This is a genomic window from Dehalogenimonas sp. 4OHTPN, assembly GCF_040448695.1.
GTDB lineage: Bacteria > Chloroflexota > Dehalococcoidia > Dehalococcoidales > Dehalococcoidaceae > Dehalogenimonas.
Genome location: NZ_CP159307.1, coordinates 1618741 through 1636849, shown reverse-complemented (window position 1 = coordinate 1636849; position 18109 = coordinate 1618741). Strand labels below are relative to the sequence as shown.

The window sequence follows — 18109 nt, the reverse complement described above, 5'->3', positions numbered from 1 at the left end:
AGATAGGAGACAAGGCATGAAAAAATTCCTCTGGATCCTGGTCGCCCTCGTTGCCGTCTTCGGCCTGGCGCTGCCTGGCTGCGGTGACAGCAGCACCAATCCCACCACTTCAGCCGGACCGCTGAAGATCGTGGTCGCCACCGATGCCACATGGGCGCCGTTTGAGTACGTTGATACCGCCAGCGGCAAGATTGTCGGTTTCGACATCGACCTGATGAATGCCATCGCCGAACGCGCCGGCCTGCAAATCGAATACAAAAACGTTGAATGGGATTCCCTGCTGGCCGGCATGGCCCAGGGCACCTACGATGCCGCTATTTCATCCATCACCATCAAGCCGGACCGCTTGGAGAAAATGAACTTCTCCAACGCTTACTTCAACGCCGGCCAGATCATCGTCGTCCGCGCCAATAACACCACCATCACCGGGGCTAACAACATCTCGGGCAAAGTGGGCGTTCAGACCGGTACTACCGGCGATGATGAAGTTTCGGCGATGACTGGCGTGACCAAGGTCGGTTATGACGAGATCGGTCTGGCGTTTGCCGCCCTTTTGACCAACCAGATCGACGCACTGGTGTGCGATACCCCGGTTGCCGACGGCTACGTCAAAAAGAACGCCGGGCAGCTCAAGACGGTTGGCGGCATCCTGTCTTCCGAGGAATACGGCATCGCTGTGGCAAAAGGCAAGACCGACGTCCTGAACAAGATCAACGAAGGCTTGGCCAAAGCCAAGGCCGATGGCATCATCGACCAACTTATTCAGAAATGGCTGGTCGGCTAAAGCAGAATCGAGAGGGTGCTGAAAAGCACCCTCTCTTTATTAGCGCCGTGCAAACCGCGGTAAACACAGAGTTGATTGGTCAGCTTAATGATGAAAGACCAGAAACCGGTAATCCCGCCGGAAGAAGAGCTTAAATTCATCACCGGCGGTGAAGTCAACATCCGTCAGGACCCCTGGTGGTGGCTGGTGGCAGGGGTGGCTGGCCTAATCCTGTTGCTGGTGATTGCCCGGCCGGATCCCTTTCGCGATCTCGTCGTTTTTGCCCGCGACGGGATTGCCGTCACCATCCTGGTTACAGTGACATCATATGTCCTGATGCTTGTCGCCGGGCTGTTTGGCGGCCTGGGCCGGCTGTCGAAGAATAAGATACTTTTCGGTATCAGTTCTCTCTATGTCGAGGTCATCCGCGGCATCCCGCTCCTGGTACAGCTCATAGGCTGGTATTTTGCCTCGCCGGTGGTGATCCAGAAAGTCGGCGAGTGGCTGAACATTTCCGTTCTTGCCGGTTACCAGGCCAATCCGATTGTCACTGCCATTATTGCCATCACCGTCTGTTACGGCGCCTACATGTCAGAGATTGTCCGCGCCGGCATCCAAAGCATTCCAAAGGGACAGATGGAAGCCGCCCGCTCCCTGGGCATGAGCCATTTCCAGGCGATGCGCTTCGTGGTGCTGCCGCAGGCCTTCCGCGTCATCCTGCCGCCAATGGGCAACGAATTCATCGCCCTGCTTAAAGATTCGTCGCTGGTTTCCGTAGTCGCCGTCGCTGACCTGACCCGCCGCGGCCGGGAGTTCATGGCTGCCAATTTTAATCCCATCGAGACCTGGACGATGGTGGCCTTGCTTTACCTCATCATGACCCTGTTCGCCGCGCGAATAGTCTCCTTCATCGAGAAAAAGACAAGGTACGAGCGATAAATGGCTGAGCCGATCATCCAGATAGAAGACGTCCACAAGCGCTTCGGTCGGGTGCATGCTCTGCGCGGCGTCAGCCTCAACATCGAGAAGGGCGAAGTCGTTGTCATCATCGGCCCGTCCGGTTCGGGTAAATCGACTCTCCTCCGCTGCATCAACAGGCTGGAAGAATACAACTCCGGTAAGATTATCGTCGACGGCATTCCGCTGGATACCACCGAGAACATCAACGCCGTCCGTCGCGAGGTGGGCATGGTCTTCCAGCAGTTCAATCTTTTTTCCCACCTCTCGGTGCTGGATAACCTGGTGCTTGCCCAGTGCCAGGTGCGCAAGCGCTCCAGGGAAGAAGCCGTTGAGACGGCGCGCCAGCTCTTGAAAAAGGTGGGCATACCGGAGAAGGAAGGCGCCTTCCCGGGACAGCTTTCCGGCGGCCAGCAGCAGCGGGTGGCTATCGCCCGGGCGCTGGCGATGAACCCCAAAATCATGCTCTTCGATGAGCCGACTTCAGCCCTTGACCCGGAAATGATTAAAGAGGTCCTCGATGTCATGGCCGCCCTGGCCGCAGAAGGCATGACCATGGTGGTGGTGTCCCACGAGATGGGCTTTGCCCGCGCCGCCGCCGACCGTATGATCTTCATGGACGAAGGCCGGATTGTGGAGATGGCCTCGCCTAAAGAATTCTTCACCAACCCCAAAGAGGAGAGGTCACGGGCATTTCTGTCCAAGGTGCTGCATATCCACTAGTTATCCAAAAACATGAATCGTATCCTTAGATGGGAACTCCTCGGCATCTTCTTCGTCTTCAGCCTCGGCGCGCTGCTGCATTTTGTCTTTGAGTGGTCTGGAGAATCGCCGCTGGTCGGCGCCTTTGCCTCCGTCAATGAAAGTGTCTGGGAACATTTCAAGCAGGGTTTCTGGCCAATGGTGCTCTGGGCGGCCATCGAATATCGCTTTATACGGGGCGAGGTCAATAATATCCTGATCGCCAAGACCGTTGCCGTTTATCTTATCCCAACTGTCACAGCGCTCATATTCTATGGCTACACCTCGATCACCGGGGAAGAAGTCCTCATCGTCGATATTTTGATTTTCGCCGCGGCAGTCGCTGTCGGCCAATTAGTCAGCTACAAGATACTTACGTCGGGCAAGCTCCCCGGTTACATGAATTGGGTGGGGCTGGTCATGATCATCGCCCTCGGGTCGGCGATGATATTATTCACCTTTAACCCGCCGGAACTGCCCATTTTCCAGGACCCGAACGGCTTTTATGGCATCCCCTTCGGCGCCCGCTAATCGGCATCTTCCCTGGAAAAGACGTCTTCGATCTTCACCTTGAACAACCCGGCAATCTTGAACGCCAGCCCCAGAGAAGGGTCGTAGCGGCCGCTTTCGATGGAGATGATCGTCTGCCGCGTTACCCCCAGTTTTTCAGCCAGAGCTTCCTGGGTCAGATCATGCATCGCCCGGTAAACTTTAAGTGTATTGCGCATCGGGCTACAATTTCCCCGAATAATACCTGATGACTGCCAGATGCAGCAGCATCAGAGCGCAAAGGGCAAAGGCCACGGCTTGACCGGCGATGAAAGTCCACTCCGGCAGGCTGCTGCGCAGCATCATCGCTAAAAGGACACCAACCGCGGTCACGGTGGTGAAGACGCGGTAGGTTAAGACCGTAGCCTTCTCGTCGACACGGCGGCTGCGTTCATCAGCCAACACCTCTTTAACCCCGCGGCGGAAGATATTGGCGGCGGCCAGCGCCAGCGTCACCGCCAGGAGCGGCACCCACACCGGCAGCTCGGCGACGATAGCGAAAGCGATCAACGCCCCCAGCCCTAAGGCGATGATGCTCATCAATTTCTTAAAACTGTCAGCGCTCAATTCTCTCCTCCATAGTAAATATAACTATACATAGTGTAAAATAAACTATACACAATGTCAATATTTATTTTTACTGAACGCTAATGTCCTGACGTTTTTGGCCGCCGTCCGTTACAGTGAGTGATGAATAGGACACCAACCCTCGATGGCCACAGGCTGCTTAGCACCCGGGATGCATCCGAATTGCTTAAGGTGTCCCCGGATACGCTGCGGCGCTGGGGGGATGAAGGCAGGATAGAGTGCTGGCGCATCTCCCCGAGAGGCGACCGGCGCTTCCGCCGGGAGGATGTTGAACGCCTGGCCTGGCTGCAGTTCAGAGACGCCGGCGGCGGATCCTCGGCTGCTGCTTCAGCGGTCTAACGGCACACCAGCCCCGGGTGTATAATCCTCTCCATGACCCGGCGCCGGTTTTATCTGGTTATCGCGCCTGCCCTGCCGTTTATTTGCGGCGCGGCGGCGGTCATCATGATTACCAGCGATGTCATCGCCATTTCCCTTAATCCCGGATATGATCCCCTGCGTGAATCCATCAGTGATCTGGTGCTGCTGCCCAACGGCTGGCTGGAGGAGTGGGGCATGGCCGCGGCAGGCATAGCTAACGCATTCCTGGCTGGTCTGATGATTTCCTCCGACGCCGGCAGGCGGTACCGGGGGCTGCTGGTCTCCGGCGGGCTGTTTGCCGCCAGCACAGTCTGTTTTGGCGTGATCATCATTTTCAATACCGACCCCGGAACGGCCGTGACCACCGTCGCCGGGGGCATCCACGTGGCCGCGGTAATCCTGCTGGCGGTGTTGTTTCCGGTTACCGGATTGGTTCTGGCCAGATCTGTCCGGGGGTTTCCTGACGCCGCCGCGGTGGGCAATCTGGCCAGGATTATGGCGGTGATCGGGGCTGTGGTTGCCTGGCAGGTTCTGCCGATCCACGAGGACACGTTCATCGGCCTGAGCGAACGTTTCCTCTCCGGCGTCGGCTTGGCCTGGATGGTTTTTGCCGGCGGCCATCTCCCCGGATTGCTCGAAGGGCTGGACCGGGCTTCCCGCGGGGCAGCGGATCAGATATCGGCTTCGTATAAAAGATAACGGCTCGGCATCATGCCGAGCGCCTGATAGGTTTGCCGCGCGGCGGTATTATCCTGGTCAACATACAGCCGCAACTCCTTTACCCCGCCATCCCGCGCCGCCAGTTCCTTGACGTGCTGATAAAGCTTACGGTACAGACCGAGGCGCCGCCAGGCGGCGCTGACATAAACGCTCTGGATCCACCAGATGACGCCGTTGCGCCAGTCGCTCCACTCGTATGTGATCATCGTCTGGGCCACCGGCTCGCCGCCTGCCTCGGCAATGATATAGAAGCCGTACTCCGGGTGTTCTAAAAAAGCGGTTACACCCGCGGTTATGGTGGCTTGGTCGAGATGCCGCTTTTCGGTTTCCGCCGCCAGAGCCATATTGTAGCGGACGATTACAGGGATATCCTTGCTTACGGCCCGGCGGATGGCGGGTTCGACTGTCACATATCTGTCCTTTGTAAAATTTTCCAGGTGAATCTTAACCCATCGCCGCGGCGCTGTCATCCTCGCCGGCAGCCCGGTTTGACAACCGTTTGCCTTATGCTGTATTTTGAAAAGCAATTTAACAACTCAAAAGCGTTGATCCAGACGAGTAAGCGTCAGGCGGACTTCAGAGAGCCGGGTAAGGTGTGAGCCGGCAGTTGCGCGGGCGTTGAATGGACTGGGAAGCTGCGGACCGAAAGCTTTGCAAGTAGGCTCCGCCGGGAAGGGCGCCGTTAACCGGCCCAGGGTATCGTTTTAGTAACCGTACCCGACAAAAGATGGTTCTTGAGCCGCAGGGCTTTTGAGCCGAACCAGGGTGGCACCGCGAAGTATTTTGACCTTCGCCCCTAGGGGCGAAGGTTTTTTTAATTTTGCGGAGGCACGATGTACACGCCGACCCTGGAACAAATACGAAACTTGACCGGTGAGGGAAACCTCGCCGCCGTCTCCCGCGACCTCATGGCGGATCTTGAGACCCCGGTTTCCGCCTTTCTTAAAATTTCCCGCGGCGGGCCTTCCTTCCTCCTTGAGAGCGTCGAAGGCGGCCAGCGCATGGCCCGCTACTCCTTCATCGGCACTGAACCCAGACAGCTCCTGGTCACTCCGTTCGGCTCGGCGGGGGACTCGATCAAGTCCGTCGAGGCCGCTTTGGCGGGCCGGAAACTGGCTGGCCAGCCGGACTTGCCTCGCTTCTGCGGCGGCGCTGTGGGCTATCTCTCGTATGAGGCGGCGGGCAAGTTCGAGAAGCTGCCGCCGCCCGGGACTGATTCCCTCGGCTTGCCGGAAGCCGTCTTCATGCTTACCGAGACCTTTCTGGTTTTCGACCACGTCTCCCACCGCATCCGGGTGGTCTCGCTGATGCCGCTGGATGGCGACCTCGATGCCGCATATTCTGAGGCCATCGCCCGAATCGACGAACTATGCCGCCGCCTGGCAGGACCTTTGCCGCCTCGGGCAACCCGGGTGGTCCCGAAGGTTGCGTCCGCCTTCATTTCTTCGGTCAGCCGACAGTCGTTTGAAGCCAGCGTCGCCGATATAAAAGAGGCCATCGCCGCCGGCGAAGCCATCCAGGTGGTGTTGTCTCAGCGCTTGTCCAGGGTCACCGGGGCTTTGCCTTTCGACATCTACCGCGCTCTCAGGAGCATCAACCCGTCACCCTATATGTTCTACCTGGATTTCCAGGACTTTCAGATCATCGGCGCTTCGCCTGAGATACTCGTCCGCGTTGAGGGGGGCGAGGTAATCACCCGGCCGCTGGCCGGCACCCGGAGGCGGGGGATGACCCCCGAAGAGGACCTGGCGCTCGAAGCTGAACTCAAAGCCGATCCCAAGGAACGCGCCGAGCACATTATGCTGGTGGACCTCGGCCGCAACGACATCGGCCGCGTTTCGATGCCCGGCTCGGTGGAAGTGTCCGATCTGATGAACGTCGAGAGGTATTCCCACGTTATGCACCTGGTCAGCCATGTCAAGGGCAGGCTGCGGCCCGGGCTTTCCGCCGGCGACGCGTTGCGGGCGACCTTCCCCGCCGGTACTGTCTCCGGCGCGCCGAAGGTTCGCGCCATGCAGCTTATCGCCGAGCATGAGCCGGAGCGGCGCGGCCCTTACGCCGGGGCAGTCGGTTACTTCAGCTATAGCGGCAGCATGGACATGGCCATCGCCATCCGTACTATGGTTGCCGCCCGCGGCAGGATTTACGTCCAGGCCGGCGCCGGCATCGTCTATGACTCCAATCCGGAGTCGGAGTATTTCGAGACCCTGAGCAAAGCCCAGGCGCTGTTTAAAGCCGTCGAACGGGCTGAGGCTGGAGTCTAGGGGGGACTGGATGATACTGCTTATAGATAATTACGACTCATTCACCTATAACCTCTTCCAGTACTTGTGCGAACTTGGCGCCGACGTCTGCGTCCGGCGTAACGACGAGGTCGATATCCCCGGCATTGAGGCGCTTAAACCTGAACGCATTGTTGTCTCGCCAGGGCCGTCATCGCCGGAACGCGCCGGCATCTCCAACGAGGTCATCCGGTATTTCGGGCCGAACCTGCCGGTGCTGGGAGTCTGCCTGGGGCATCAGTGCCTGGGCCACGTTTACGGCGGCGACGTCATCAGGGCCAAATCGGTAATGCATGGCAAGACGTCTGCCATAGAACACACCGGGAAGGGTATCTTTAAGGGTATTCCGTCGCCTTTCACCGCCGTCCGCTATCATTCGCTAGCGGTGGCCAGGGACTCCCTGCCTGATTGCCTGGAGGTGACTGCCTGGACAGCCGATGGTGAAATCATGGGGCTGCGGCACCGGAAATTCCCCGTCCAGGGCGTCCAATTCCACCCGGAGTCTTTCATGTCGCAATACGGCAAAGAACTGCTTAGAAATTTCTTGAACGGGGTCGGACGATGATTAAGGAAGCGATTCAGAACCTGGTATCCGGCAAATCTCTTTCCGCAGATGAAGCCTCGGCCGTCATGGGGGAGATCATGGACGGGGTGGCCACCCCGGCCCAGTTCGGCGCTTTTGTGACCGCGTTAAGGTGCAAGGGTGAAACAGTGGAAGAGATGGTTGGTCTGGCGCGGACGATGCGGGCCCGGGCGCTGCCGGTAAAATCGGCCAGCCCGGTCGTGGATACCTGCGGCACCGGCGGCGACGGAGCGGGCACCTTTAATATCTCCACCGCCGCGGCCATCATAGCCGCCGCCTGCGGCCTCAAGGTGGCCAAGCACGGCAACCGCGCCATGTCGTCGAAATGCGGTTCGGCCGATGTCCTGGAGGCGCTGGGCGTTCGTATTAACCTGTCGCCCGAGGAGGCTGCGGAATGTCTGGAGCGTGTCGGCATCGTTTTTATGTTCGCACCCGTGTTCCATCCGGCCATGAAACATGCGGGGCCGCCGCGGAAAGAGATCGGCATCCGCACCGTATTCAACCTGTTGGGGCCGCTTTGCAATCCTGCCGGGGCTACCGCTCAGGTCATCGGCGTGCCCGGTAATGACCTGGTGCTCAAGATGGCAGCGGCGCTGCGAGCTCTGGGCGGCGCCCATGCCCTGGTAGTTCACGGCGACGGGCTGGACGAACTTACGGTCACCGGACCGACTCAAGTATGCGAGCTTATCGGCGATGAACTCAACCGCTACACCGTCGCCCCGGAGGATGTCGGGCTATCTCGGCACTCGATTGACGCGATAAAAGGCGGTGACGCCAGGTGGAATGCCGCAGCCATGCTGCGGCTGCTCGAAGGCGCGCCCGGCGCGCTGCGTGACGCCGCCGTTTTGAACGCCGCCGCAGCGCTGCTTGTCGCCGATCGAGTAAAAACCATGGCTGAGGGCGTCATCATGGCCGCCGAAGCCATCGACAACGGACGGGCGCTCGCCAAACTTGAAAAATTCGTCGAAATGACGCAGATGCTGGAGGCCAGGCGTGCTGCTGGATGAAATTGTCGCGGCGACGCGGTCGGCCGTCAATGAGCGAAAGCGGCGGATACCCCTTGACGTGCTTATCAGCGAGGTCGAAAAGCAGCCGCCGCCGAAAGATTTCGCCGCCGCCATCGCCGGTGGGGGAGTGAAAATTATCGCCGAGGTAAAAAAAGCCTCGCCGTCGAAAGGCGTAATCAGGGTTGATTTCGATCCTGTAGTCATTGCCCGGGAATATGCCTGCAGCGGCGCAGCAGCCATCTCGGTGTTGACTGAGGAGAAGTACTTCCAGGGCAGGTCGGAATATTTGAAAGCTATCGCCGACTACCTGGGGATGAGCCATCCGCCGCTTCTGTGTAAGGACTTCATCATAGACGAATACCAGCTCTACGAGGCGCGGGCTTGCGGCGCCGATGCGGTACTGCTTATTGTCGCCATCTTGACTGTTCCGGAGCTGATCTCATTACTTGAATTAGCCCGCCGCCTGGGTATGGCGGCTCTTATAGAGGCGCATGACGAGACCGAAGTCGAGGCAGCCGTAGCCAGTGGCGCAAAAATCATCGGCATCAACAACCGCGATCTCAAGACCTTCAAAGTTGACCTGGCGACCACCGGCGGGCTCAGGCGGTTGATACCTGCCGACCGCATTATCGTCTCCGAGAGCGGTATTGTTAGCCGCGATGACATAAAGTACCTGCAATCGCTCGGAATCAACGCTGCCTTGGTCGGGGAGGCGCTGATGACAGCGCCGGACATCGGCGCCAAACTTAGGGAGCTTTCAGTATGACGCGCATCAAGATCTGTGGTATCACGGATGTGGAGACAGTCGGCCTGTGCGCCCGTCTGGGAGCTGACTTCATTGGCCTGGTCTTCGCCGAGAGCCGCCGTAAATTGTCGCCGGAACGGGCTCTGGAGTTGACCCATCATCTTTTTACCATGCCGAAGCGGCCGAAACTGGCCGGTGTCTTCGTCAATGCCTCGGCTTACGAGGTTAACCGCATCGCTGAATATTGCCGTCTTGACCGGGTACAGCTTTCAGGCGATGAGGACGAGAATTACTGCCGCCGCATCGAACGACCGCTGATCAAGGTTACCCGGATCGGCGGCGACACTGGCGCCGAGGAGATCGAGAGCCGTATCGCCGCCGCCCGGCCGCGAACTATCCACCTGTTAGACCGCCGCGCCGATGACGCCTACGGCGGCTCCGGCGAAAAATTCGACTGGACCATTTTGGGGGCGCTTGAACCTTCGTTGCCGTTGATGGTGGCCGGAGGCCTTACCCCGGAAAATGTCGGCGAGCTGATTTTGCGCTACCATCCCTGGGGGGTGGATGTGTCGTCAGGCGTCGAGAGCCGCGGCATCAAGGATCCGGCCAAAATCCTGGCCTTCATCCGCGCTGTAAAAGCCGCGGACGCCCGCTTGAAAGGAGTTAGGAATGCTGCCTGATAACAGGGGATATTTTGGGGATTACGGCGGACGTTATGTCCCGGAGACGCTGGTGCCGGCGCTTACGGACTTGACCGCCGGTTACGAAGCGGTTAAAACCGACCCCTCTTTTCAGAGTGAACTCGGCAGGCTGCTGGCTCACTACGCCGGCCGCGCCACGCCGCTGTATTACGCCGCTAATCTGACCCGCCGCTGTGGCGGGGCTAGAATCTTTTTGAAGCGTGAGGATTTAGCCCATACCGGCTCGCACAAGATCAACAACGCTCTTGGCCAGGGGCTGCTGGCAAAACACCTGGGCAAGCAGCGGATTATCGCCGAAACCGGCGCCGGGCAGCACGGCGTGGCCACTGCCGCCGTCTGCGCCATGCTCGGGCTTGACTGTGTTGTTTACATGGGCGAAGACGACGTCAAGCGCCAGGCGTTGAACGTCTTCCGCATGCGCCTGATGGGCGCTGAAGTCAGGCCGGTGGCTTCCGGGTCGCGGACGCTGAAAGACGCCATCAACGAGGCCATGCGAGACTGGGTATCCCACCCTGAGGACAGCTATTACTTGATCGGCTCGGTCGTAGGCCCGCACCCATACCCGCTGATGGTACGGGACTTCCAGTCGATCATCGGGCGCGAGGCCCGGACGCAAATGCTCGACGCCACCGGAAAACTCCCGGACTACGCCGTGGCTTGTGTCGGCGGCGGTTCAAACTCCATCGGCCTGTTCTATCCTTTCATCAGCGACTCGTTGGTAAAGCTGATCGGCGTTGAGGCTGGCGGCTCCGGCATCGGTACCGGCAGACATGCCGCTACCCTTTCCGCCGGGCGGCCCGGGGTGCTTCACGGGGCGCGGTCCTACCTGATGCAGGACGCCTACGGCCAGGTGGCGGAGACACACAGCATCTCCGCCGGCCTGGACTACCCCGGCGTCGGGCCGGAGCACAGCTTTTTGAAAGATTCCGGCCGCGCCGAGTACGTGGCGGTAACCGACGAGGAAGCCCTGGTCGCCTTCCGGCTGCTGTCGGAGACCGAGGGTATACTGCCGGCTATGGAATCGTCGCACGCCGTCGCCCTGGCGGCCAGGCTGGCGGCGGCGCTCGACAAGAGTCAAACGATCCTTGTATGCCTGTCCGGCCGCGGGGATAAAGATATGGATATAGTGATGAAGGCTATGGGAGTGAGCTGATGAGTGATATATCCAGGGCTTTCGGCGGTGGGCGCAAGGCGCTCATCGGCTACCTGACCGTTGGCTATCCGGACATCGAGACGACGTTAAAAGCGGCGGTTGTTTTGGAAAGAGCCGGCTGCGATATCATCGAGCTGGGGGTTCCCTTTTCCGATCCCATCGGCGATGGGCCGGTCATTCAGGCGGCCAGTTTCAGGGCGCTGCAGAATGGAGTCACCGCTGCGTATTGCATCGAGACCGCCGCCGAACTCAGGCGGCGGGGTTTGAATGTGCCGCTGGTCTTCATGGGTTATTACAACCCCATTTTGAGCTACGGAATCGAGCTTTTCTGCCGTGACTCGGCCGCCGCCGGCGTTTCCGGTTTGATCGTGCCGGACCTGCCGCCGGACGAGTCCGGAGACCTCGATGCGGCAGCCCTAAAACATGGCATAGATTTGATATATCTCCTGGCGCCGACCTCGACCGCCGCGCGTATCGCTCAGGTAGCTGAGAAAGCGCGCGGTTTTATTTATTTGACCTCGGTGGCCGGGGTCACCGGCGCCCGCGACGACGTACCAAAGTACCTGCCCGATTTCGTCGAGAAGGTACGGCAGCAGGCCAGTCTGCCGCTGGCGGTGGGTTTTGGCGTATCGGCGGCGGGACAGGCGGCGGCAATCAGCCGTTACGCCGACGGCGTTATTATCGGCAGCAAGCTCTTAAAGCTGATCGAAGAAGACTCATCGCTTGGGTCTCTTGAAAAGTTCACCGCCGGAGTCCGCGCCGCGCTCGACGGATCGGGTTAAGCGCGACGGTTAGTTTCCGGACTGGCCAGTCTGAGCCTGTATCGGATAAGGCGCAGGCTCAACTGCCGCCACTGGTGCCGTAACCCATCGTCGTCCTGCTCTGACCGGGTCCTGGCCGGCCCGTAGCGGAGCCTGGAATATGACCCGGCGACACTATCGATACCGACAGTCTCCGAAGGCAGGCGGGCGCTCAAACGGCGGGCAAACTCCAGGGGCGTGTCCGCGGGGCATGGCGGCAGCCGGAACAGCTTGCCTATGATGGCCAATCGGCGGTAAGCGCCGCCGGGGTCATTGGCCCGGGACAGGTAGAATATACCTCCGGCCCCGCCCGCCAGGACCACGCCGGCAAGAAGCAAAACAGTGATCAACAGCGGCGGCAGGGATGAACCCAAATCACCGGCGTCGCTGTTCTCGACATCGGTCGGCAGAATGTCGTCAGCCTGGCTGCCTGGGTTTGACGGAAAGACTTCACCCGGCGGGAGCGCCTGGTTGGGGATGATCGGCGCGTCAGCCTCGAAGCCGTCGGCCGGCCGGCCGGGCGTAGCCTCGACCATGATCCAGCCAAAGCCGGGGAAATAGACCTCCGCCCAGGCATGGGCGTCGCGGCCTCTGATAACCAGGCTTTTACCGGACTCGTCCAGTTCCGTTCCCAGGTAACCCTGGCAGAATCGGGCCGGAACCCCGGCTTCGCGCAGCAGGACGACCAGCGCAGAGGCGAAATTGACACAGTTGCCAGTTTTAGCAGACAGGAAAAAAGCTACGCCGTCGGCGCCATCGACGACATCGGCGCCGTCGACATTGTAACCAAGCCTGGACAGGTAGTCCTTAACCGCCTGAACCTTGGCATATGCGGTTTCCCGGCCGTAGGTCAACTGGCGTGACAGGAGGCGCACCGAAGGCGGCAGATTATTGGGTAATTGCAGGTAGCGGTTGGTGATCCATTCCGGATAGTCGCCGCCTGCCCCGGCCAGTTCAGCGGCGGTGACCTGGGGCAGACGGGCGGTTACCTCGTAGCTCTGGTAAGCCGGGAGCAGCCGCGGCGATACCAGGGCCATGATGTCGCTGTTCCCGGCGGCGGGCAGCCAGCGGGAGGCCGCCGGAATGCTGAGGCTGGAAGGCTGCCCGTTCAGCAGGATGAGGTCGGTCTTGACCTGGTTTTCTACCCGGTACTTGATTACTACCGATCGGGCCAGCGGCACAGCGTCGGCGATGGTTTGGCCCGAGCCGATCACCCCCTCGGAAAGGGGACTATTGCTCCAACCGGATGCCGAATACACGTCATAATAGCGGGTCCGGAAATACCCCGGCTGGGCAAGATTGATGGTGAATCTGACGGTCTCACTCAGTTCGGGTTGTGCCTTAAAAACCACCGCCTCCTGGGCCGAGGCCCGGACTGTCTTGACCTTGGACGGCACCGCCTGGAAGATATTCAGGGTATTACGTTTGATTGACGAGTATACCGCGTCAAGTTCGAGGTCAAGCTTGAGTTTCTCAGCCGGAGTTTGAGGCAGAATGAAGGTTCCAGCAACGATAGCCAGGCATAAAGGCAGTCCCACCAGCAAACGCGCCCGCTGCCGGTCCCGGGTGATGACGAGACGGCGCCAGCCGGTCTCTACCAAGAGGATCAGTCCGAGCGTAAGGTAAAGGGGCAGGACGAAATCAAAGCTGGGCGGTAGGTTTGTTAAATTCAGTACGACAACCAGGGCGCCAGCGGTGAATGCTGGCCAGCCGTTGCGCCGGCGAATCACGAACCAGGCGCCTGCGGCTCCGGAAAAATAGCTCACCGCCGAAAGGAAGGTGACGAAAGCAGCCTGGCTTTCCGTCGGCCGGGACACCGCCTCCAGCCAGCGCGACCAGGCGCTCTGGTCGCCGTCGGCTGGGAAGAGAGCTGCCGACTGCCAGGCTGCCAAAGCCGAGCCCGCGGCGAGGAGCAGCAGGAGAGCCAGGGAACCTTTGAGGCGGCTGGCGGCCAGCAAGGCCCCGCTGCCCAGGCCCAGCGCCAGCACAAGCACCAGCGATGGCTGCGGGCTGACCCATTGCGCGGCCTCCAGTGCCCGGACGGCTACTCCCAGCGCCGCCAGAGTCAGCAGCACGGCCAGTGAGGCAATCCGAGAAGGGGTGGCTGACGGCGCGTTCATGAGCGGCTGTCCCCGTGCCAGCCGGTGCCGCGGGCCGCTTGTTGCAGGGACTGCGGGAAGGTCTCGGCGCGGCGCAGCAGGTAGACCGGCGCTCCAAGCTGGATCAGGGAACGGCCGACCCCCGCGGGTGATACGCCGCCGAAACCGGTGCCGTCGATAAGGAAAAAAGCCGCCGTGGCGCCGCGTGAAGTCAGCTGGTGGTAGCCCTCGGTCATGGCGCTGAACGTCGAGGGGGTGATGACCACGACTGTGGCGTCAGATCCGAATAGGCCCTGGTGGCGGGCGATCAGCACGCCGATAGGGATGGAACTGTTCGGCTCAATGACCGCCAGTCTGTCCAGAATGTCGGTCAGGTGCTTTTGGCCGGAGCTGGCTGGTAGAACCAATGATTCGGGGGCTGCTGTCACCAGGCCTAAGCGGTAGCCGCCGTCCAGGTATTTCTTGGCCAGGGACGCGGCGAGTGTGACCGCATACTCGGCGGTTGATTCGGCGGCCTCGCCGGAATGTACCGCGGCGGCCATGTCCAGAATGATCCAGTAGTTTTTAGCGCGGTGTCGGGAACGGTCGGCGTCAAAGGTTTTCACCATGTATTTGCCGGTATGGGCGGTGCTTTTCCAGTGGACGTGGCGCAAAGAGTCGCCGGTGGTATATTCCCGGATACTGGAGGCCGAGGCTGAGAGCGCTTCCGGCATCCTGGTGGATAGGCCTGATCCGGCCAGCCCCAGTAAACTGAACGGCGGCATCGGTACCGCTGCCGGGTGGACGATGACTGTTGAGGCGTTTCCGGCTATCGTCTTACGGCTCAGCAGGCCGAACGGCTCAGAAGCAGTCACCATGATCCGGCCGAGGGCGTAGCGGCCGCGGCGCGGCAGAGGATAATTCGCCTGCCACCGGGCGGTCCGGCCGGATGGAAGATCGATATTTGCTGCTGGTCCGATGAAGGCATTTGTCCACGCCTGCAGCGTCAGCCCGAAACGCGGCAATTTATCGGCCGCTGAAACGGACACTTCCTGTAGTAAGGCTGTGCCGGCCTTGGCGCGTTCCGGCAGGGGAGACATTTCGAACTTGAGGCCGCGGATGGACAGGGTAATCCACAACCACCCCGCCAGCAGGATCAAAAGCCAGACGTAGAACAAGCGCAGCGCCAGCACGGAGCCGGTAACCGCTACCGCCCCCGCCAGGATCAGCGTAGAGACCAAAAGTCCCATACGTGGGCGCATTCCCCCTCCCCAACTAACCCAGATCAGTTTCGGCCGGACAGGGCTCCCGGCACCGGCAGGCTGTTAATTATCTCGGTGACTATATCGCGGTTGGAGGTCCTGTGAGATACGGACGAGTCAAGGACCAGCCGATGCGCCAGGACCGGCACCGCCAGGGCTTTCACGTCGTCAGGCAGGACATAATCCCGGCCGCTGACCAGCGCCAGTGCCTGGGCGGTGCGGTAGAGGGCCAGCGAACCCCTGGGCGAAACTCCCAGATACAACGACCGGTGATTTCTGGTAGCGCCGGACAGGGCGACAATATACTGGCTGACCAGGCGGTCTACGAAAATATCCTTGACCGCCGCCTGAAGGCCGATGAGTGCCTCGGCGTGGACCACCGGCGTCAGGTCTTCGATAGGATGACGGAAGCGCTGGTTTTCCAAGATCGTCAATTCGCCGGCCGGATCGGGGAAACCCAAAGACAGGCGAAGCAGGAAGCGGTCGAGCTGGGTTTCCGGCAAGGGGAAAGTGCCTTCAAATTCCACCGGGTTCTGGGTAGCCAGCACGTGGAAGGGCACTGGCATCCGGTGAGTTACGCCGTCTACCGAGATCTGGTGCTCCTCCATGCATTCCAGCAGGGCTGACTGAACTTTAGGCGTGGCTCGGTTGATCTCGTCAGCCAGCACGATCTGGGCCATTACCGGTCCCGGGCGGAATTCAAAATCTCCGCTTTTTTGGTTATAGACGGTCGTGCCAGTGATATCCCCGGGAAGCATGTCAGGGGTGAACTGGAGGCGCTTGAATGAACACTCCAGCGACCTGGCCAGTGACCGGGCCAGCATCGTTTTACCGACGCCGGGAGCATCTTCGATGAGTAAATGCCCGCCGGCCAGAATGGCAACTACCGCCAACCTGATTGCCTCCGCTTTGCCGACGATGACCTTGCCGACGTTTTCGATGATCGCCGAAGCGGACTCATACGCTTTGGCTAGCGGCTGTCCCGAAGCCTGGGTTTCTGCCTTATGCCGGGTAAGCATGACATTACCATTATATGTCAAGTTTTCATTTCTGGAAAGTTGACGGGGAATATCCGCTGATGTGTCCGCCGTTTGAAGGGCAAATACTCAGGGGCGGAACAGGTAGCGGCGCTATCGTCCGGGAGATTTTTCCAGGTAAAGCCGCAGCCGGTCCCAGTAGAAATCATGCCAGCCTTGGGCAATCTCCTCGGCGAAGGCCTCAGGCACGCCCTGTTGGGTGAACCTTAGAGTGGACACGCCTCTTTTTTCACCAAGCTCTACCGAAACGGTAGAGAAAACACTTTCCGGCCAGTCAGAAGCCCGCCACCGTTGGACGTACCTTGCTCCGGGCTCAAGCTCGAGAAACTTGCCGCTAATGTAGCCGTCGTAGGCGCTGAAGCTGCCGCCGGGCCGGGCGTCGATGGACGCCACCGCACCGGTGAAAGCCGAATGTTGCGCCGAATCCGTCAACGCTTCAAAAACGCGCCGCGCCGGAGCCTCGAAAACTGCCAGCTGCACGATCGTTTTATCGGCCATTTATTAAACGCCTAGTATCTCCGGAGACATCAGGCCTCGGTTATGGAGATTCCTTTGATCACCGGCGGATCAAGCGGCATGGACATTTCACCGTGAGGCGAGCGGCTAACTTTGACCCCGGCGATCTTCTGAACCGTGTCCATACCTTCGGTAACCCGCCCGAACTGGGTGTAGTTGGGGCAGCCGTTCAAGCCGCGGGCCTGGGGGCCGGTGCAGATGAAGAACTGGCTGCCGTTGGTATTGGGGCCGGCGTTAGCCATGGCTACTATCCCGGGATCGTAGGAATGCTTCGCCGGCAGTTCGTCATTGAAGCGGTAGCCCGGACCGCCGCCGCCGGTGCCGGTGGGGTCTCCGGTCTGGATCATGAACGGGGCGATGATGCGATGGAAAATAACGCCGTCGTAAAAACCCTCGCCAGCCAGAAAGACGAAGTTGTTCACCGTTTTGGGACTTTCCTTGGCCAGCAGTTCGATCTTGAAACTGCCCAGGGAGGTGTCGATCGCGGCGGTGTATTTTTTATTAGGATCGATCTGCATTGAAGGGGCGGTGGTCCAGCGTTTGACTTCGGGCATCATCATTTCCTTTCTTATTGAGGCAACAATCTGGAATCAGGTTTTTTCGATGGTGATCCTGATGATATAGGGCGGATCGACGGGCTTGGAGAGTTCGCCGGTCGAGGTCAGAACAACCGGCACCGAGGCGATAGCTCGGACAACATCCATGCCCTCGACGACGATGCCGAACTGGGTATAAGCCGGGTTCTGGTCCAGGTTTTTGGCTTGGGCTCCGGTACAGATGAAAAATTGGCTGCCATTGGTGTCAGGTCCACGGTTGGCCATGGCGACGATTCCTGGTTCGTACGACCTTTTAACCGGCAGCTCGTCGGCAAAAGTGTACCCCGGACCGCCGGCGCCGGTGCCGGCGGGGTCGCCGGTCTGGACCATGAACTCCTTCATGATGCGGTGAAAGATGATTTTGTTGTCCGCGCTCTGGTTGTAAAAACCCTTTTCGGTCAGGGAGATGAAATTTTCCACCGTCTTGGGCGCGTCTTTGGTGAAAAGTTCTATCTTGAAGCTGCCCAGGTTGGTCTCGATGGTGGCGTATGTGGGTTTGGGGTCGCCGCAGCCTCCAACTGTCAGGATCGCCAGCAGAGGCACCACGACCAGCAGTTTTCTATATAAGTTCATTTCTTCCTCGATGCAAAAAGACCGGTCTCTATGATACGGGATAACGCATCGTTCTGCCAAGCGGAGAACCTGGCTGCCGGCAAGCCACGCGGCGTTGT

22 protein-coding genes are annotated in these 18109 nt (G+C 59.8%); 13 read left to right on the top strand and 9 right to left on the bottom strand.

Annotation, left to right across the window (positions count from 1 at the left end; all coding sequences use genetic code 11):
• Positions 1–16 precede the first annotated feature (16 nt).
• The 4 genes from ABV300_RS08535 (at position 17) to ABV300_RS08520 (ending at position 2992) form a co-directional block, all read left to right on the top strand.
• The gene (locus ABV300_RS08535; protein ID WP_353714431.1) at positions 17–784 is read left to right on the top strand and encodes a basic amino acid ABC transporter substrate-binding protein; all 768 of its coding nucleotides are present in this window, start codon (positions 17–19) and stop codon (positions 782–784) included.
• Positions 785–859: 75 nt separating this feature from the next.
• Positions 860–1702 (top strand): amino acid ABC transporter permease, encoded by an 843-nt coding sequence (locus ABV300_RS08530; RefSeq protein ID WP_353714430.1) that lies wholly within the window; start codon positions 860–862, stop codon positions 1700–1702.
• Complete coding sequence (locus ABV300_RS08525) at positions 1703–2443, top strand: amino acid ABC transporter ATP-binding protein (RefSeq protein WP_353714429.1); 741 nt, start codon at positions 1703–1705, stop codon at positions 2441–2443.
• Positions 2444–2455: 12 nt separating this feature from the next.
• Positions 2456–2992, top strand: coding sequence for a DUF6512 family protein (locus ABV300_RS08520; RefSeq protein WP_353714428.1), 537 nt, complete (start codon positions 2456–2458; stop codon positions 2990–2992).
• Here ABV300_RS08520 and ABV300_RS08515 read toward each other — a convergent pair.
• A complete protein-coding gene (locus tag ABV300_RS08515; RefSeq protein ID WP_353714427.1) occupies positions 2989–3189 on the bottom strand; it encodes a helix-turn-helix transcriptional regulator in 201 nt (66 codons plus the stop codon). The genes ABV300_RS08520 and ABV300_RS08515 overlap by 4 nt on opposite strands.
• Positions 3190–3193: 4 nt before the next feature.
• Positions 3194–3577, bottom strand: a complete 384-nt coding sequence (locus ABV300_RS08510) for a DUF2178 domain-containing protein (protein ID WP_353714426.1) — start codon at positions 3575–3577, stop codon at positions 3194–3196.
• Between the two features lie 123 nt (positions 3578–3700).
• Between ABV300_RS08510 and ABV300_RS08505 the strand changes: the two genes are divergently transcribed.
• Together ABV300_RS08505 and ABV300_RS08500 are read left to right on the top strand one after the other, a co-directional pair.
• Positions 3701–3937 (top strand): helix-turn-helix domain-containing protein, encoded by a 237-nt coding sequence (locus ABV300_RS08505; protein WP_353714425.1) that lies wholly within the window; start codon positions 3701–3703, stop codon positions 3935–3937.
• 33 nt (positions 3938–3970) lie between these two features.
• Positions 3971–4657 (top strand): DUF998 domain-containing protein, encoded by a 687-nt coding sequence (locus tag ABV300_RS08500; RefSeq protein WP_353714424.1) that lies wholly within the window; start codon positions 3971–3973, stop codon positions 4655–4657.
• Here the strand turns inward: ABV300_RS08500 and ABV300_RS08495 are convergent.
• Complete coding sequence (locus ABV300_RS08495) at positions 4630–5022, bottom strand: GNAT family N-acetyltransferase (RefSeq protein ID WP_353715389.1); 393 nt, start codon at positions 5020–5022, stop codon at positions 4630–4632. The genes ABV300_RS08500 and ABV300_RS08495 overlap by 28 nt on opposite strands.
• A 489-nt stretch (positions 5023–5511) precedes the next feature.
• Between ABV300_RS08495 and trpE the strand changes: the two genes are divergently transcribed.
• From trpE to trpA, 7 genes are read left to right on the top strand one after another with little or no spacing between them, the layout of a single operon-like run.
• Entirely contained in the window at positions 5512–6942 is a 1431-nt protein-coding gene (trpE, locus tag ABV300_RS08490; protein WP_353714423.1) for an anthranilate synthase component I, read from the top strand.
• A 10-nt stretch (positions 6943–6952) separates the two neighbouring features.
• A complete protein-coding gene (locus tag ABV300_RS08485; protein WP_353714422.1) occupies positions 6953–7525 on the top strand; it encodes an aminodeoxychorismate/anthranilate synthase component II in 573 nt (190 codons plus the stop codon).
• Entirely contained in the window at positions 7522–8550 is a 1029-nt protein-coding gene (trpD, locus tag ABV300_RS08480; RefSeq protein ID WP_353714421.1) for an anthranilate phosphoribosyltransferase, read from the top strand. The genes ABV300_RS08485 and trpD overlap by 4 nt, the downstream gene beginning before the upstream one ends.
• On the top strand, positions 8537–9316 hold the full coding sequence (gene trpC, locus ABV300_RS08475) for an indole-3-glycerol phosphate synthase TrpC (RefSeq protein ID WP_353714420.1): 780 nt from the start codon (positions 8537–8539) through the stop codon (positions 9314–9316). Before trpD ends, trpC begins: the two co-directional genes overlap by 14 nt.
• Entirely contained in the window at positions 9313–9975 is a 663-nt protein-coding gene (locus ABV300_RS08470; protein WP_353714419.1) for a phosphoribosylanthranilate isomerase, read from the top strand. The genes trpC and ABV300_RS08470 overlap by 4 nt, the downstream gene beginning before the upstream one ends.
• Positions 9965–11149 carry a tryptophan synthase subunit beta gene (gene trpB / locus ABV300_RS08465; protein ID WP_353714418.1) on the top strand — a complete coding sequence of 395 codons (1185 nt, stop codon included), beginning with the start codon at positions 9965–9967 and terminating at the stop codon, positions 11147–11149. The genes ABV300_RS08470 and trpB overlap by 11 nt, the downstream gene beginning before the upstream one ends.
• Positions 11149–11931, top strand: a complete 783-nt coding sequence (gene trpA, locus ABV300_RS08460; protein ID WP_353714417.1) for a tryptophan synthase subunit alpha — start codon at positions 11149–11151, stop codon at positions 11929–11931. The genes trpB and trpA overlap by 1 nt, the downstream gene beginning before the upstream one ends.
• Here trpA and ABV300_RS08455 read toward each other — a convergent pair.
• The 6 genes from ABV300_RS08455 to ABV300_RS08430 all read right to left on the bottom strand — a co-directional run bounded on the left by ABV300_RS08455 (position 11928) and on the right by ABV300_RS08430 (position 18011).
• Positions 11928–14069 carry a DUF4129 domain-containing transglutaminase family protein gene (locus tag ABV300_RS08455; RefSeq protein WP_353714416.1) on the bottom strand — a complete coding sequence of 714 codons (2142 nt, stop codon included), beginning with the start codon at positions 14067–14069 and terminating at the stop codon, positions 11928–11930. The two genes, trpA and ABV300_RS08455, sit on opposite strands and share 4 nt — an antisense overlap.
• Complete coding sequence (locus ABV300_RS08450; RefSeq protein ID WP_353714415.1) at positions 14066–15277, bottom strand: DUF58 domain-containing protein; 1212 nt, start codon at positions 15275–15277, stop codon at positions 14066–14068. Before ABV300_RS08450 ends, ABV300_RS08455 begins: the two co-directional genes overlap by 4 nt.
• A 35-nt stretch (positions 15278–15312) precedes the next feature.
• The gene (locus tag ABV300_RS08445) at positions 15313–16308 is read right to left on the bottom strand and encodes a MoxR family ATPase (protein WP_353714414.1); all 996 of its coding nucleotides are present in this window, start codon (positions 16306–16308) and stop codon (positions 15313–15315) included.
• 111 nt (positions 16309–16419) lie between these two features.
• Positions 16420–16824, bottom strand: a complete 405-nt coding sequence (locus ABV300_RS08440; RefSeq protein ID WP_353714413.1) for an SRPBCC family protein — start codon at positions 16822–16824, stop codon at positions 16420–16422.
• Between the two features lie 29 nt (positions 16825–16853).
• On the bottom strand, positions 16854–17402 hold the full coding sequence (locus tag ABV300_RS08435) for a peptidylprolyl isomerase (protein WP_353714412.1): 549 nt from the start codon (positions 17400–17402) through the stop codon (positions 16854–16856).
• A 30-nt stretch (positions 17403–17432) separates the two neighbouring features.
• Positions 17433–18011, bottom strand: coding sequence for a peptidylprolyl isomerase (locus tag ABV300_RS08430; protein ID WP_353714411.1), 579 nt, complete (start codon positions 18009–18011; stop codon positions 17433–17435).
• Positions 18012–18109 lie beyond the last annotated feature (98 nt).